General features: G+C 46.9%; 15 protein-coding genes and 3 pseudogenes. 10 read left to right on the forward strand and 8 right to left on the reverse strand.

Annotated features, from left to right (window positions below; translation table 11 throughout):
* Window positions 1–702: a response regulator transcription factor gene (locus tag B5G11_RS00150; protein WP_087166700.1), complete on the forward strand. Its 702-nt coding sequence runs from the start codon at window positions 1–3 to the stop codon at window positions 700–702.
* 3 nt (window positions 703–705) lie between these two features.
* Complete coding sequence (locus tag B5G11_RS00155) at window positions 706–2,124, forward strand: HAMP domain-containing sensor histidine kinase (RefSeq protein WP_087166699.1); 1,419 nt, start codon at window positions 706–708, stop codon at window positions 2,122–2,124.
* Window positions 2,125–2,224: 100 nt separating this feature from the next.
* Here B5G11_RS00155 and B5G11_RS00160 read toward each other — a convergent pair whose 3' ends face one another.
* A complete protein-coding gene (locus tag B5G11_RS00160) occupies window positions 2,225–3,358 on the reverse strand; it encodes a substrate-binding domain-containing protein (RefSeq protein WP_087166698.1) in 1,134 nt (377 codons plus the stop codon).
* 217 nt (window positions 3,359–3,575) lie between these two features.
* Between B5G11_RS00160 and B5G11_RS00165 the strand changes: the two genes are divergently transcribed.
* Window positions 3,576–3,746: a 4Fe-4S binding protein gene (locus B5G11_RS00165; RefSeq protein WP_087166697.1), complete on the forward strand. Its 171-nt coding sequence runs from the start codon at window positions 3,576–3,578 to the stop codon at window positions 3,744–3,746.
* A 236-nt stretch (window positions 3,747–3,982) separates the two neighbouring features.
* A complete protein-coding gene (locus tag B5G11_RS00170) occupies window positions 3,983–4,504 on the forward strand; it encodes a helix-turn-helix domain-containing protein (protein ID WP_087251782.1) in 522 nt (173 codons plus the stop codon).
* 58 nt (window positions 4,505–4,562) lie between these two features.
* Here B5G11_RS00170 and dnaB read toward each other — a convergent pair whose 3' ends face one another.
* From dnaB to B5G11_RS00190, 4 genes are all read right to left on the reverse strand, one after another.
* Window positions 4,563–5,909, reverse strand: coding sequence for a replicative DNA helicase (dnaB, locus tag B5G11_RS00175; RefSeq protein WP_087251783.1), 1,347 nt, complete (start codon window positions 5,907–5,909; stop codon window positions 4,563–4,565).
* 40 nt (window positions 5,910–5,949) lie between these two features.
* Complete coding sequence (gene rplI, locus B5G11_RS00180) at window positions 5,950–6,402, reverse strand: 50S ribosomal protein L9 (protein WP_087166694.1); 453 nt, start codon at window positions 6,400–6,402, stop codon at window positions 5,950–5,952.
* Window positions 6,399–8,459, reverse strand: coding sequence for a DHH family phosphoesterase (locus B5G11_RS00185; protein WP_087166693.1), 2,061 nt, complete (start codon window positions 8,457–8,459; stop codon window positions 6,399–6,401). The genes rplI and B5G11_RS00185 overlap by 4 nt, the downstream gene beginning before the upstream one ends.
* 95 nt (window positions 8,460–8,554) lie before the next feature.
* Window positions 8,555–9,202: a hypothetical protein gene (locus tag B5G11_RS00190; protein ID WP_087251784.1), complete on the reverse strand. Its 648-nt coding sequence runs from the start codon at window positions 9,200–9,202 to the stop codon at window positions 8,555–8,557.
* Between the two features lie 162 nt (window positions 9,203–9,364).
* Here B5G11_RS00190 and B5G11_RS00195 point away from each other — a divergent pair, with 162 nt between their 5' ends.
* Window positions 9,365–10,012, forward strand: coding sequence for a DUF624 domain-containing protein (locus tag B5G11_RS00195; protein ID WP_087166691.1), 648 nt, complete (start codon window positions 9,365–9,367; stop codon window positions 10,010–10,012).
* 66 nt (window positions 10,013–10,078) lie between these two features.
* On the opposite strand, the gene B5G11_RS00200 is transcribed toward B5G11_RS00195, so the two are convergent.
* Complete coding sequence (locus tag B5G11_RS00200; protein ID WP_242958818.1) at window positions 10,079–10,723, reverse strand: site-2 protease family protein; 645 nt, start codon at window positions 10,721–10,723, stop codon at window positions 10,079–10,081.
* A gap of 268 nt (window positions 10,724–10,991) precedes the next feature.
* On the opposite strand from B5G11_RS00200, the gene B5G11_RS00205 reads away from it, so the two are divergent.
* A complete protein-coding gene (locus tag B5G11_RS00205) occupies window positions 10,992–11,519 on the forward strand; it encodes a methylated-DNA--[protein]-cysteine S-methyltransferase (RefSeq protein ID WP_087251785.1) in 528 nt (175 codons plus the stop codon).
* 108 nt (window positions 11,520–11,627) lie between these two features.
* Here B5G11_RS00205 and B5G11_RS00210 read toward each other — a convergent pair whose 3' ends face one another.
* Both B5G11_RS00210 and B5G11_RS00215 read right to left on the reverse strand, forming a co-directional pair.
* Window positions 11,628–12,290 (reverse strand): transcriptional regulator, encoded by a 663-nt coding sequence (locus B5G11_RS00210; protein WP_144289649.1) that lies wholly within the window; start codon window positions 12,288–12,290, stop codon window positions 11,628–11,630.
* Window positions 12,291–12,351: 61 nt separating this feature from the next.
* Window positions 12,352–13,788: pseudogene (locus tag B5G11_RS00215) on the reverse strand (recombinase family protein); the annotation flags it as partial.
* Window positions 13,789–13,966: 178 nt separating this feature from the next.
* Between B5G11_RS00215 and B5G11_RS16925 the strand changes: the two are divergent.
* From B5G11_RS16925 to B5G11_RS00235, 4 genes and pseudogenes are all read left to right on the forward strand, one after another.
* A pseudogene (locus B5G11_RS16925) lies at window positions 13,967–14,155 on the forward strand (hypothetical protein); the annotation flags it as partial.
* 158 nt (window positions 14,156–14,313) lie between these two features.
* Window positions 14,314–15,258: a DUF6017 domain-containing protein gene (locus B5G11_RS00225; RefSeq protein WP_002604485.1), complete on the forward strand. Its 945-nt coding sequence runs from the start codon at window positions 14,314–14,316 to the stop codon at window positions 15,256–15,258.
* Window positions 15,259–15,294: 36 nt separating this feature from the next.
* On the forward strand, window positions 15,295–15,768 hold the full coding sequence (locus B5G11_RS00230; RefSeq protein WP_002604484.1) for a PcfB family protein: 474 nt from the start codon (window positions 15,295–15,297) through the stop codon (window positions 15,766–15,768).
* Window positions 15,765–16,064 (forward strand): annotated as a pseudogene (locus B5G11_RS00235) (type IV secretory system conjugative DNA transfer family protein); the annotation flags it as partial. The gene B5G11_RS00230 and the pseudogene B5G11_RS00235, both read left to right, overlap by 4 nt.
* Window positions 16,065–16,077 lie beyond the last annotated feature (13 nt).

Here is a 16,077-nt window from a genome sequence, read left to right on the forward strand (position 1 = left end):
ATGACTACAAAACAGAAAATTTTAATTGTAGACGATGATGAAAATATTGCCGAATTGATCAGTCTTTATCTGACCAAGGAATGTTTTGATACCCGTATGGTCTATGACGGAGAGGCGGCACTGAAGGCTTTCGATTCTTATCAGCCGAATCTGATCCTTCTTGACCTGATGCTGCCGGGCATTGACGGTTATCAGGTCTGCCGGGAAATCCGTTCCAGATCCAACGTACCGATCATCATGCTTTCAGCCAAAGGAGAAGTCTTTGATAAGGTGCTCGGACTGGAACTTGGTGCGGATGATTATATCATCAAGCCGTTTGATTCCAAGGAGCTTGTGGCCCGTGTCAAGGCTGTGCTCCGCCGTTACCAGCCGGCAAAGCCGGAAAGTCCGGACCCGTCAAAGGGAAAATGTGTCGAATATCCGGGAATTTCCATCAATCTTACCAACTACTCCGTAGTTGTCGATGGACAGCGCGTGGATATGCCGCCAAAGGAGCTTGAACTTTTATATTTTCTTGCCGCTTCCCCGAATCAGGTCTTTACAAGAGAGCAGCTTCTTGATCAGATCTGGGGATATGAATACATCGGGGATACCCGTACCGTGGACGTCCATATCAAGCGTCTCCGTGAGAAAATCAAAGATCACAGCGGGTGGGGCCTCAGCACTGTCTGGGGAATCGGATACAAATTTGAGGTAAAATAAACAATGCACAGCAATCTCTACCTGAAATTTATCATATTGTATATTATTTTCGGTTTTTTAAGCCTTTTCACAGCTGCCACACTTGGAGCACAGCTTATTCTCGATACCATCCGTGACGAGGATGCATCCAGGCTGTACCGGGAAGCAACCATTCTGGCAACCGACTACCTTACTGATTATTATTCGAAAGAGACTACCGCTTCTTCGACGAGGGCAATGCTGAACGGAGTAAATGTCTATCTGGAAGCGGATCTCTGGCTTACGGATACAGAGGGAAATGTATTATTGTCCGTTTCCTCCTCCGGCTCCGCCATAGTTCCGGAGCAGATCCGTGACTTTGATCCGGCGGAATCCGGAGGTGAACAGTATCTGACCGGCGATTATCATGGATATTATTCAGAAGAAGTTCTTACCATGATTGTCCCGGTAACAGAAGGATTTTCCACAAAAGGATATCTTATCGTACATAAGCCGGTCTCCTATTTCGAGGATCAGCAGCACAGCATCATGCATTCCGTTTATATCACTCTGGCTGTCATTTATCTGCTTTCGTTTACAATCTTCCTCGGTATTCATCTGATTATTTATCTGCCTCTGCGCAAGATTACGGAAGCTGCCAAACAGTACGCCTCAGGGAATCTGGACTATGAGATCCCGGTAAATTCACAGGACGAAATCGGATATCTTTCCGCTTCGCTGAACTATATGTCCGCTCATCTCAAAGATATGGAGGATTATCAGAAAAAATTTGTTGCCAATGTGTCGCATGATTTTCGATCCCCTCTGACTTCCATCAAGGGATATGTGGAGGCAATTGCCGATGGTACAATCCCGGTGGAGCTTCAGAGTAAATATCTGGGTATTATTCTCTTTGAAACGGAACGTCTGACAGACCTGACACGGGATCTTCTGACGCTTAATGAATTTGATACAAAGGAGCTTCTTCTGAACAAGGAATCCTTTGATCTCCATGAAATGATCAAGCAGGTAGCCGCCTCCTTTGAAGGAGCCTGCACATCCAGGAAAATATCCATCGAACTCCTGCTTGCTTCCAGGGTCCTCTACGTCCATGCTGATCACAGCAAGATCCAGCAGGTACTTTACAATCTGCTGGATAACGCCATCAAATTCAGCAATCCACAGTCTACAGTCACAGTGGAGACAACGGAGCGGGGAGAGAAAGTTTTTGTTTCTGTTAAAGATTATGGAATCGGTATTCCGAAAGAAGATCTCAGTAAGATCTGGGAACGTTTCTACAAAAGCGATCTTTCCCGCGGAAAAGACAAAAAAGGAACCGGCCTTGGTCTTTCCATAGTCCGCGAGATTATTCAGGCACATAATGAAAATATCAATGTTATCAGTACGGAAGGAGTCGGAACGGAATTTATCTTTTCCCTCCCGAAGTCAGATAGCGGAAAATAAGTTTTCGTCACAAATTTATACCAAAAAAACGGGCGGATCCCTTCTCCTTCAAAGGAATCTGCCCGTTTTATTGTTCGGTTTCCGCTTTATATTTTAAGAATTAGTACAGCATGTTTTTGATTGCTGTCTCTTCCATATTGTCCTGTGTTACCCATGCATAGCCGGTATCGACGTTTGCCTCATTTGCCATATCAAGCGCCGATCTTGCTGCAGCTACTACTGTAGCATAGCCCATACCGTATGGATTCTGTACGATCAATCCATCGACCTTGCCGTCCTCGAGCGCCTCTGTCAGTGTCTCTCCTCCATCGAATCCAATCAGCCGGATGTCATCACTCTCTGATGCTTCACATGCGTCAATCAGCATCTTGGTCGTCTCTTCATTGGCTCCAATGCATCCTTTTGCATTAGGGTGCTCCGCCAGAATCTGCTGAATCACCTCTTCGTCTGTCACATCCTCTGCTGCTTTGCCAAGTTTCTCAGCGGTTCCCTCTTTCATGCTGTCCAGCTCGTCCATGTAATAGATACCGGACACCGTAATGTTCGGGTACTGTGACTGGAACTGGCTGATCATTCCTGCCTCTCTTTGCTTGGCAGAACCGGAAATATTATCCTGAATGAAAAGAAGTACTTCTCCCTGCTCATTTAACAGCCCCGCCATCTTATCTGCCGCTGTAGCACCTGCCTCCTGATTGTTCGTGGAAACAAGCATAAGCCCCGGATAATCACTTGGAGAATCCATCCCGACAACCGGAATATTATTTTCCGTAGCCAGGTCAAACTGTACCTCACATGCAGTCTTATCTATCACTGCAATGCCGACAGCAACCGGATAACGGTCCAGCTCCTCATCCAGAATATTAATCTGCTCGTCCACATCTCCTTCATGTCCCGGAGCATTATATGTTACCTTGATTTCATCTCTTCCACTGTATCCCAGGGCTTCGTTCAGTTGGTCCACAGCATCTTCAGCCCCGCGTTTTACTTCATCCCAATATTCGGAATCTTCAGATTTCCCGATGATGGAGATATAACTTCCTTTCTCCAGATTCAGACCTTCTACCGTGCTGTAAGCCTGCGGCTGAATCATGTTAAGTTTTGTCTGATCTGCTGACTCTTCTTCTTCCTGACCGAGTACCACGCTATCTTTATCGGACGTACCCTTCCCTGCACAGGCTGCCGTTGAAACTGCCGCGCAGAGCATGACTGCCATGACTGCGATCTTTTTTTTCATCGTTCTTTCTCCTGTTAATTGAAATTTACTACCCTACACTATACACCAATTTCAGGGAAAAAGCATAAAGTTTTTCTTAATTTTTCTCGCTGCTCCCGCTGAATATTTCTTTTGTACTAAATTAAAACCACGAATTTGCTTGTATAATGAATTTTTTTGTATTAAAATAAAATCACCATATAACATGGAATGTTTAGAATAAAGGAGGATACATACTATGGCACATGTAATTAGTGATGAATGTGTAAGCTGTGGAGCTTGCGAAGCAGAATGCCCGGTTGGCGCTATTTCTCAGGGAGCAGATCATTATGAAATCGATCCGTCTGCTTGCGTAGATTGTGGTGCTTGTGCAGCACAGTGCCCGACAGGTGCTATCTCCGCTGAATAATTTCAGTTTGTTTAATACTTTTGAATGCATGAATGAAAATGCCGTCATCCATTTGGTTTTGGGTGGCGGTATTTTTTCCCTGTTTCTTTTTCCACCGCCTCCTTTCGCCGGAATCCGCCATGCCTTCCGGGTTTCCTGTCCGAATCCGTCGAGAAGTTTTTCGGAATTCTTCCCCACAATATGTTATGATAGAAGTGCAGCAAAAGTGTATAAACAAATTAACAGGGGGTTGTTGTATGGGCGAGGTTCAGTATATGATTTCAGAAGCTGCCAAGCGCACGGGCGTGGACGAGCACCTGCTCCTCTACTGGGAAAAGAATTTATCTCTTCCGTGCGGCCGGACTGAAAACGGGCATCGTTACTATACAGACGAAGACATACGGCTGTTTGGCTGTATCAAAGAACTACTAGAACAAGGTATCCGGATCGGAGATTTAAAGGAAGTCATCCCGGATATTTTACATACGAAAGAGGCTTTGCAGAAAAGAGTAAAGGAAGAGACACCGGAATCCCTTCTGGCGTCCGTCCTGCGCTCTGTACTGGCGGAAAACAATCCGATCCTCGAAAAACAGATCAGTGAGACGATCACAAAACAGGTATCCCAGAATATGAGTTTCCTGCTCCAGGCGAAAGAACGCCAGGAAGAAGAACGCTACAGAAACCTGGATCAGCTGATCCGCCAGCAGCAGCTCTACCGGAAAGAGAGTGTCAGGACCGCTCCGTCCCGCTTCTTCCACAGACTGCTCGGTGAAGCCTGAATCTATAAATGCTGCCACACGGTAAGAACTCTGTTTGCTCTTACATGTGGCAGCATTTTTATCGTTCATCCTTCCGAAGGAAGTTTGCAAATTTGGTATAATTCGGAAGCCATGTCAGCTCCACGGTTCCAATCGGGCCGTTTCTCTGTTTTGCGATGATGATTTCCGCAATGTTCGGCCGGTCTGTATCTTTATGATAGTAGTCGTCACGGTAGATAAACATAACCACGTCGGCATCCTGCTCGATCGCTCCGGATTCCCGGAGATCGGAGAGCATCGGCCTGTGGTCCGGTCTCTGTTCCACCGCACGGCTCAGCTGTGACAGTGCAATCACCGGAACATTCAGCTCACGGGCGAGTGCTTTCAGTGAACGTGAGATATCGGAAATCTCCTGCTGTCTTGACTCGCTTCGGCCTCCCACACTTCCGCTCATCAACTGAAGATAGTCGATGATAATCAGTTCCAGATTGTGTTCCAGCTTATACTTTCTGCATTTGGAACGCATCTCGGAAATGGAGATACCAGGCGTATCGTCGATGATCAGATTGGAGCGCCCGATGATGCCGGCTCCTTCAATCAGCTTTTCCCAGTCCGTATCTTTGAGATTTCCGGTACGTAGCGACTGGGAATCAACCTGGGATTCCAGAGCGAACAGACGGTTTACCAGCTGTTCCTTTGACATCTCCAGACTGAAGATCGCCACTGTCTTCTCCACTTTAAACGCAACATGCTGCGCAATATTCAGTACGAATGCCGTCTTTCCCATGGACGGTCTCGCCGCCACAAGAATCAGATCCGACGGCTGCAGTCCCGACATCTTATAGTCAAGATCAATAAATCCTGTCGGAATACCGGTTACGGTTCCTTTACTCTTGGATGCTTTTTCGATCTTGTCGAGGGCATTTAAAACTACCTGGCGGATCGGAACATAATCTCCGGTATTTCTCTTCTGAATCAGCTCAAAGACATCTTTCTCCGTCTTCTCCAGAATTCCTTCCAACGGTTCTTTTGCCAGATAGCATGTATTGGCAATGCCTTCTGTCAGCCGGATCAGCTTTCTGAGCATTGACTTTTCCGCCACGATATCCGCATAGTATTTGACATTGGCGGAGGTGGAAACCGATGTCAGAAGCTCACGCACGAATTCCAGGCTCTGGATTTCTTCGGGCACGTCTTTCTCCCGAAGTCTGTCCTGAAGCGTAATCAGATCTACCGGCTTCCCTTCATTGTAAAGCTCTACAATGGAATTGAATACCACACCGTAGGTGGTCTGGTAAAAATCTTCTCCGCTGATGATCTCGGACGCCGTCATGATCGCTTCTTTGTCCATCAGCATCGCTCCCACAACAGACTGCTCCGCCTCGATGCTGTGCGGCAGGACTCTCTTAATCAAAGCCTCTTCCATCTTGAATTCCTCCCGTCATCTTGCTCTCCAGGCGATCGGCCTATTCTTCCTGAACAGATACTTTCAGTTCAGCGGTCACTTTTGTATGAAGTCTGACCGGAATCCGGTGCATGCCAAGTGACTTCACCGGCTCTTTCATCTGAATCTTTTTCTTATCAATGTCATATCCCAGCTGCTCCTTGACTGCTGCCGCGATTTCCTTGGAAGATACGGAGCCAAATGTCTTTCCGCCTTCTCCCGTTTTCATCTTCAGTACTACTTTTTTATCTTCTGCCTCGATTTCCTTTTTCAGGGCTTCCGCTGCTTCCAGCTGCTCCTGTGCAATCTTGGCATCATTCGCTTTTTTCAATTTCAGGTCGTTTAAGTTCTTGCTTGTTGCTTCCACTCCCTGTTTTTTCTTCAGGATGACATTCCGTGCGTAGCCGTCGCTGACTTCCACGATCTCACCCTTTTTCCCAAGTGACTTGATATCTTCCAGTAAAATTACTTTCATACTGTGATGTCTCCTCCTTCAATCATATCATCGATGACCTGTTTGAGCGTTTCGATGTCGCCCTCCAGATCCGTATTTTCAAACTGAGCGCCGGCAGTATTAATATGTCCTCCACCGCCGATCCGCTCCATGATGATCTGTACATTGATCTCATCAATCGAACGCGCGCTCACATAAACTTTTCCGTGATATTCTGTCAGAACAAAGGCTGCCTTTACCTGACTGATATTCAGAAGCTCGTTGGCCGCCTGCGCTCCTACAATCGTCGGACTCTCAATATCTTCTCCTGCTCCTTTTGCGATAATAAAGCATTCTCTGTAGATCTCAGCCTGACCGATAATCGCTGCCTTTGCCCGGTATGCTGCCAGATCATCCCTGAAAATCTTATGTACATGTGTAATATCCGCGCCGCTTCTTCTCAGGAATGCCGCCGCCTCAAAGGTACGGACGCCGGTCCGGTTCGTAAAGTTGTTCGTATCAATCATGATCCCTGCGTAAATGCAGTTTGCCTCGATCGGGTCGAGCTTGATATCGTCCGAAATATACTGCAGAACTTCCGCTACCATCTCGCATGTGGATGACGCATACGGCTCAATATAGGAAAGCACCGCGTTCTCAATTACCTTGCTGCCCTGCCTGTGATGATCAAGCACCGCAACCGTCTTCACCATTCCAAGAAGCTCTTCACACTCCGTAATCGGAGGCTTATTTACGTCCACGACAACAACCATTGTATTATCATCCACAAGCCTCAGCGCTTCCTGGGAACTGACAAACATATCCTCCGGATAGTGGTCATTTTCCATGAACTCATTATAAAGCGGTCTCAAAGATACCGTAATCTCATTGATTACAATATGCGCCTTCTTTTCCAGACTTTCCGCAACCTTGTAAATTCCGATTGCCGCGCCAAAAGAGTCTGAATCTCCAAGCTTATGTCCCATGATCAGCACCTGATCCTTGGCAATCATGAACTCTCTGAGCGCCTCTGCCTTTACTCTTGCCTTTACTCTTGTGTTTTTCGACATCTGCTCACGCTTGCCGCCGTAGTACTTGATGCCGTCCTGGTCTTTAATGACCGCCTGATCCCCGCCTCTTGCAAGCGCAAGATCGATCGCCACACGGGCATAGTTATAGCTCTGTCCATAGGTGTCTTCGCTGAAGCCAAGACCGATACTGAGTGTCGCCGGAATCTTGTTCCCGACACTGATTTCTTTTACATCATCGAGAATGGAAAAATGGTCTTCCTCCATTTTGTGGAAATAAAAGTTTTTTACAATAATGAAATAGCGGTCTTTTTCAAGCTTCTTGACAATTCCATCCATCCTTGCCACATATTGGTTGATCTTACGGTCAATCAGCGCAATCAGCAGGGACTGCCTTACTTCCTCGACACTTTCGATAACCTCGTCATAGTTATCAATATAGATCAGTCCTGCCACCAGCTTCTGGTCTTCAATCTCAGCGACAGCCTGATTCAGGTCTGTAATATCATTCATATAGAGGGTAACAAAATACTCTTTCCCCTCCGGCAGTTCAAGAATCGGTTCTTTCTGGCTGAATCCGGATACCGGAACCTTCCGCAGATCCACTGAGTAATCCCGTCCCATATAGGTGACTTCAAGCCGTACCGTCTCCTTTTCCTCTTTTGGGAATACGCTCCTGTTAAGTTCCGGAATATACTTGCTCAAGTAGGTATCCGGTCTTAGTCCAGGTCCGATCACTTCGGCAAACTGGCTGTTCCCCCACAGTATCTTTCCATCATCCATCAGGATGGCATATGGAATCGACAACTCTCTGAGCAGAATGTCCTGTACCCCGCCGTACTGAGTGGCAAACTCCACAAGCTCTGCCATAAGCAGGGACCTGTTATAAAAATACAGGATAAACGCAATAATCGCATAGACGATGACGAATGCACTCATCAGAAAACCTGCACTTTGATCAACCATGTAAATCCAGATATTCATGGCAATCAGGAGAATCGTCATAATCGCCGGCCATTGCATATACAACTTCAACTGGCCTTTAAAATGAATAGTTCCTTTTTTGTTCATCTCTACGTCCTCAAATCCAAAAGTTGCAAGGTTTATTATACCACTTTTCAGCGCTTTTTTAAAGCGGTTTATCCGTTTTGGATCTCCTGAACGGATCAGGAGACATTTTCAAGAAGCATTTCAACGAATGCTGCCGCATTCTCTTTATGTTTTGCATTTTCCATGACACAGACATAAGCCGGTTCGTAGGAAACCCCCATTTTTTCTGTCATGTAGTCATTCTTCTCAAGGACTAACGCATCCCCCTGTACTTTTCCGCCCGCAAGTGCTTCCTCCGAAAGCAGTTCTTCCAGATTCACGAAGCCATTCTGATCATTATACTGTTCATAAACTTCCTCCGTGCAGATCAGAACATCGACCGATTCCGCACCAATGAGTGTGGACAGGGCAACATTGCTGTTGTAATCATCTGCCGATCCGCTTAAGTTGGAATTGATCTCCACCGTCTCTTTGCTGCTCCCTGTACCAAGGAGATCTTTGACATCCTCTTCAAGATCTGTCAATTCCGTGCCTGTTCCGCCCGTGATTGTCAGATTCAGCAGCACTTCACGGGTAATTCCCTGATACATGGTGACTCCCAGATAAATAACAACTCCGATAATCACCGGTATCAGAAAAATAATTTTATAGTACATCCACAAATATTCAATTTTCTCTTTCAGCGTCATCTGCTGCATTTTTTCCGCTTCAAATTTCCGTTTTTCTTTTCCGCTCATCTGACGCTCGTACTTTCTGTCCAGCATGATGTTTCCTCCTGTTGTTGTATTCTATTATTATGATGAATATTCGTCAATATGGCAAGTGAATTTTTTGTGTATCTGGTCTATTTTGTTGATTTTTACCTGTTTTTTCGCTATACTGTGTTTTAACGGTCCGCCCATGGCGGGATCAATAAGGAGGTTATTATGAGTCGTTTGTTTAGTCTGGAAAATCCTTTTATGCAGTTTCTTTCCAAAGTCTGCGACATGTTGATTCTGAACGTTGTCTTTATCTTCAGCTGTGTTCCTCTGTTTACAATCGGAGCATCCTTAAGTGCCTTGAATACAATCGCGCTGAAACTGGTCCGCCGGGAAGAGCCTTACATTGTCAAAGGATTTTTCAAAGCTTTTGCAGCAAATTTTAAACAGAGCACCATTGTGTGGCTCCTCAGCGTTGCTGTATTTCTGTTTTTCCGTTATGATTATATAATTGCAGCCTCAGTAGGTGGCACCATGTTCCGGGTGATTCAGCTGCTGCTTTTGATGATTATCCTTGTATTTGCAGCAGCGTTTTTGTATGTATTCCCGATTATCTCGCATTACATCTGTACGACAAAGCAGGCTGTCCGAAATGCGTTTTTGATGAGTATCGGCCATCTTCCATATACTCTCATCATGTTCGCTTACTTTGCACTGATCGGATTTTTACTTACTGCTTCTACGACCACTTTTGGCCTTGTTATCGCCATCAGCATGATCTGCGGTTTTTCCGTGACTGCCTACATGTGCTGCATTTTATTCAACCGCATCTTTAAAAAATACGATCCGGAAGAGGAAAAAGAGGCAGCAGAATAAACTTGTCCATTGTAAAAAGCCAGAGCAGGATTTCCCTCTCTGGCTTTCGCTTTCTTCTTCACATTTTTAAAGAATCGTACCTCCGCCCGATGACTGTATCTGCACGCCAAATCCCAGAATTCTCTGCACAATCTCCCACATTCCTCCCAGAATCGTACTGTTCGCATTCATAAGCGGACGGCTTAAAACGCCGCTCACAAGGAGAAGCAAGAGAATCAGGGAACGGTAGGGCCTGATTCTCTGATAAAAATACCCGACTCTTGGCAAGATCTGTTCCAGCACATTGGATCCGTCAAGCGGTGGGAACGGAATCAGATTGAAGACTCCAAGTCCGGTATTCATCACCGCAGAATAATAGCAGAGAAGATATAACACCTGCATCAGTTCCGAATTTGCGTCTCCGAAACGAATAATCAGGCCGCTTAACAGAACCGACAAAAACGCCAGAATAAAATTCATCACCGGTCCGGCAAGGGATACCAAAATAATCCCCTGTCGCCTGTTTTTGTAATATCTTGTGTTAATCCTTACAGGCTTTGCCCAGCCCATATGGAAGAAGATCAGACACAGTGTTCCGACCGGATCCAGATGCCTGAGCGGATTCAGGCTCATACGCCCGTCGGCTCTCGGTGTCGGATCTCCCAGGCGTTCCGACATCCAGCCATGTGCAAACTCATGGGCAGTAATCGCAATCAGCAGTACCGGTGCCATATATAAAATATATCTTATTTGCTGCAGGTAATAATTGAGATACATTGATCACATTCCTTTCCATTCTTACATATATTCTTTGATTCTAGCATATATGACACAATTATCAACCGGCACAATGTAAAATTTTTCTAAATTGTGCTAAAATAATTACTGTTCACACAGTGCCGGGATGCTGGAAAATGCAGCGTCATGTTTGCATGTAAGATGCAGCTTCCGGCGGCTCGGGGTGAGCAGTAACTCATAACGGAATAAGAGGAGAAATCTTATGCAGTACACCAGCCATTACCAGTCTCCGCTCGGCAGGATTCTTCTTGCAGCAGACAATACCGGCCTGACCGGTCTATGGTTTGAAGGGCAGAAATATTTTGCTCTTTCTCTGAATACCACGTGTTTAGACCGTGAAACTCCGCTTTTATCTAATGCAAAGCGCTGGCTCGATCTTTATTTCACAGGAAAAAATCCGGATTTTCCTGTCTCTCTGCACCTTATGGGAACAGAATTCCAAAAAGAGGTCTGGAAAATTCTCTGCACAATCCCTTACGGGAAAACGACTACTTATGGAGACATCGCACGTCAGATTGCCCGAAAAAGAGGTCTGGAGCATATGTCCGCCCAGGCTGTTGGCGGTGCCGTGGGACACAATCCGGTTTCTATCATTGTACCATGCCACCGTGTCCTCGGAACGAACGGCAGCCTGACCGGTTATGCCGGAGGCATTGATAAAAAAATCAGTCTGCTCACGCTGGAGGGTGCCGAACTTCCGGCCAGCCGGCATCGTGCGAAGGAGAAATAACCGATGGCAGTCAGAAAAGCCGTCGCAAGCCGGAGACGGCTTCTTCCGAATCCAATTAAACAGCGCGTGCCGCACAGGGAGAATCTCACTCCCCGGCGGCACGCATGTTTACCACATCGTAAACAGTTTTTGTATCATCGGCCATGTCTTTGGAAATTCCTGCATAATCATGCTGCGTACCGCTTCCGGATCCATATCTGTAAAGTTCGCGTCCTTCAGCAGAATTTCTTTCATTCCACTGACTGTATTACCTATGGCAATATGCCCATGGGCATAATTACCAAGAGCGATCTTATTCGCAACAGCACAGTTTCCGATGGCGTACATCCCCACCGCAAGGTTGCCGAACGCAACGATTCCCACACTGAGATTGCCTCCCGCAATGATTCCTGCGGCAAATGCTCCAAGAGCCAGAATACCAAGACTCGCCGCTCCTATGGAAATCATCCCCATCGCCGCTGCTCCGATCGCGACCAGGCCTCTTGCGAATACTCCGATGCTGACAACTCCTGTAGCCCGCACCCCGACTGCCAGAATTCCTTTTGCCGGAGCCATCTTCATCCGAAAGCGCCCTCCGCTCTCTCTCATTCCCTGAAAACAGATATGATAGATAGGAAGTCCAAACAGTGTGTGTCTGCTCTTCTTTTCGAAATGCCACGGCCTGACCTCTCTGTAATACACCACTTTCTCCGTCTGTTCTTCTTGCTTGTCCTTCAGAAGATAATCTGTAGTCACCTGAAACAGACTGCTCATCATAACGATCTTATCCACGTCCGGCTTGGATACTCCCGTTTCCCTTAGTTAAAGATATTGTTGGGTATCTCAAGATGTGTCATTCGATTTTGCCGATAAAGCGGTAGAAGATTTCTACCTCCTGTTCCCGGCTTCCGTCCTCACCTTTGACCGCTTCATGGACAAGGATTTTTTCAATCAGCGTATTCAGAAGTTCAGCCGTCAATTCTGTGGGATTGACATACTGTTTCATCAGACCTATCCACTTTTCAGCGTCAACCGCTGTCTGGGCGGCGGCCTCCATCGCTTCGTGAAGCCGTTCAATTTTTGCGTCCAATTCTCGCTGTTCGCCCTGATACTTTTCGGACAGCATATTGAAATTGTATTCTGTAATGCGTCCGGCAGACCAGTCCTCATACATTTTTGCAAACAGAGTGTCTACTTCTGCTTTGCGCTTTTCCGCCTTTTTCAATTCGGCTGTCTGCCGCTTCCTTGCGGTATTGCGTTCCTTGTCGCTGGCGTTAAGTAGCCGTTTCAGAAGTTTGTCCCCATCCTGCTGTGCCAGCACAGACCAGTATTGCAGACGGGAAAGGACATAGGCGTAAAGCACATCATAGCGGATATAGTGCATGGAACACTGGTGCAATCCTTGCCCGTACTTGCTACAATGGTAGTGTGCATAGGGATTTTTGTTCTGGCTGTTCACACCGTAGGCCAGCGACCAGCCGCAGTCCGCACATTTTACCAGCCCGGAAAATATCTGCGTTGTGCCATTCTTCTGCCGTCTGCGCCTGTTGCAAATCTGCTCCTGTACTTGACGGAACACATCTTCGGAAATAATCGCTTCGTGGGTGTTCTCCACACGATACCATTCCTCTTTTGGCTTGCGTACTTTCTTCTTGTTTTTGAATGAAATGTTGGTCTGCTTATTGTGGACGCTGTGTCCGATATAGGTTTCCTCTTTCAGAATACTTTTTACCTGCGCTATCGTCCACGCATAGGCTTTTTCCTCCGGTGCTCCGGCATAGATATTTGCGAAAGTGCCGTATCTCTGGAAATTCAGCCAGCCGGGAGTAGGTACTTTTTCTTCGACCAAAATCCGTGTAATGCTGGCGGCTCCCCGGCCATGAACGGCAAGGTCAAAAATCTTTTCGATAATCCACCTTGTTTCCGGGTCAATCAAAAGATGGCCTTTCTTATCCGGGTCTTTGACATAGCCCAGCGGGGCATAGGCTCCATAGTGTGCGCCATTTGCAAACCGTGTCCGCATGGCCGCTTTTACCTTTTTGCTGGTCTGGCGGGCGTGCATTTCATTCAGAATGTTGAGGAATGGGGCAAGCTCATTCTCTCCGTTGATGGTGTCCACATTGTCATTGACAGCGATATAGCGGACGCCTTTGCTGGGAAAGTAGATTTCCGTGTATTGGCCGGTCAGAATGTAGTTTCTGCCTAAGCGGGATAAATCCTTCGTAACAACGCAGTTGATTTTCCCGTCCTCAATGTCATCAATCATTCTCTGAAAATCCGGCCTGTCAAATAATGAGGTGTGATAGCGATAGCGGCAAAAAGCTAATAAAATCAATGGTTTTGCGGACAGCGGATAGACAGGGAATGTGTTAAAAACTGAATACGCACACAAACGGCGTTACCTTAACCCCTTTGGGGGAGAAAGTAACGCCGTTTTTTATGCCCGCAGGAAAGGAGGTGCAGCCGGAATGTATTTCACAAAGGGCAAGCAGCGGGCGTTTGAATTGCTCATGCAGCAGAAGCCGGGATTTGACCGCTATCAATCCGGTTGTGCCGGAGATGATGAAGATTGCGGCACTTGCCGTTTCTACCGCCCCGGGTGGAAATATGAGTTTTGCGTTTTCAAAGAGTGTCCCTATTGCCCCGGCAAAAGGACGCGGAAAACGCACGCCAGCATGGACAAATAGACGGGCAAAAGCCCTTGTGCCATGCGGCTTTGCAGACGCGAAAACGGCAAAGGGCATATTGCAATACCAAAACAGCCGAAAACGGCTTTCTAATTGTCCACGCATACCAAGAGAGGAAGTGAGGAAATATGGCAGTTTTCAGAGTGGAGCGAAATACGGGATATACCGTTATGAGCAACCACCACTTGCGAAACAAGGAATTGTCCTTAAAGGCAAAGGGCTTGTTGTCGCAAATGCTTTCGCTGCCCGAAGATTGGGATTATACCCTTGCGGGCTTATCCCATATCAACCGGGAGAAGATCGACGCAATCCGCGAAGCGGTAAAGGAACTCGAAAAAGCCGGATATATCGTGCGCAGCCGGGAGCGCGACGAAAAGGGACGCTTGCGGGGCGCAGATTACGTCATATACGAGCAGCCGCAGCCGCGAGAGCCGGAAGCAGCTACCAGCGGCGGACAGCCGCCTATATTGGATTTACCTACATTGGAAAATCCAACATTGGATAATCCAACGTTGGAAAAACCTACGCAGGAAAAACCTACGTTGGAAAATCCAACGCAATTAAATAAAGATATATTAAGTAAAGAACAATCAATTACTGATTTATCAAGTACCGATTCCATTCCTTTCCATTCCCTAAACCCCTTGCCCTTTGCGCATGGCGAAGCGGCTACGCCGCCGGAAAGGAAAAGAACGGAAGCGAAAAGCAATAGCGCAGTAGAGATTTACAGGGAGATTATCAAGGACAATATCGAATACGACCATCTCATTCAAAACTGCAAAATTGACAAAGACCGTTTGGACGAGATTGTTGACCTTATGCTGGAAACCGTCTGCACAGCCCGAAAGACAATCCGTATTGCCGGGGACGACTACCCCGCCGAATTGGTGAAATCCAAGTTTTTGAAGCTGAACAGCAGCCATATTGAGTTTGTTTTGGATTGCATGAGGGAGAACACAACCAAAGTGCGCAACATCAAGCAGTATCTAAAAGCGGTACTGTTCAACGCGCCGAGTACCATTGACAGCTACTATACCGCCCTTGTCAATCACGACTTATACGGCGGCGAATGAGCATAGCCGCACTTTACCGGGAAAGGAGTTGATACCTTGCAGGAGGAAGTAACCCAAAAAACGATTGCCCTATACGTCAAAGTGGGAAAAGGCGCGGCGCGGCTTACCGAACAGGCGTTACAGAAAGCAATCCAAAAGTTTTTGGAGCAGAAAAGCAAACCCGCGCATGGGAAACAGACCATGCGGCAGCTTATGAAGCAGAACGCGGGTGTTTCCAACATCGAGATCACCGACAGCAATATTAAAGCCTTTGAGAGTACGGCGAAGAAATACAACATAGATTTTTCGCTAAAAAAGGTTAAGGGCGAGCAGACCCGTTACCTTGTGTTTTTCAAAGGCCGGGACGCGGACGTTATGACCGCAGCGTTTCAAGAGTTTTCCGCAAAGAAGCTGAACCGGGAGAAAAAGCCCTCTATCCGCAAAGCCCTTGCCGCTGCAAAGGACAAGGCGAAGCAGCTTAACGCCGCCCGCGACAAGGTAAAGAAAATGGACAGGGGGCGCGAGATATGAAGCAGATCAACTACAAAAAGCTGATACTTCCGAATATCCCCTATGTGTTCTTTGTCTATCTCTTTGATAAAGTCGGACAGGCGGTGCGGCTTGCCCCCGGCGCGGATATTTCTGCAAAGATACTGAATATCACACAAGGATTTTCCGCAGCCTTTGAAAACGCCTTGCCGAGCGTTTACCCGTTGGATTTGCTTGTCGGCATTGTCGGTGCGGTGATTATCCGCTTGATAGTCTATGTCAAAGGGAAAAACGCGAAGAAATACCGCAAGGGCGCGGAGTACGGCTCTGCCCGATGGAGTGCATAATCTT

It is taken from the genome of Drancourtella sp. An57, assembly GCF_002161525.1.
Lineage (GTDB): Bacteria > Bacillota > Clostridia > Lachnospirales > Lachnospiraceae > Sellimonas > Sellimonas catena.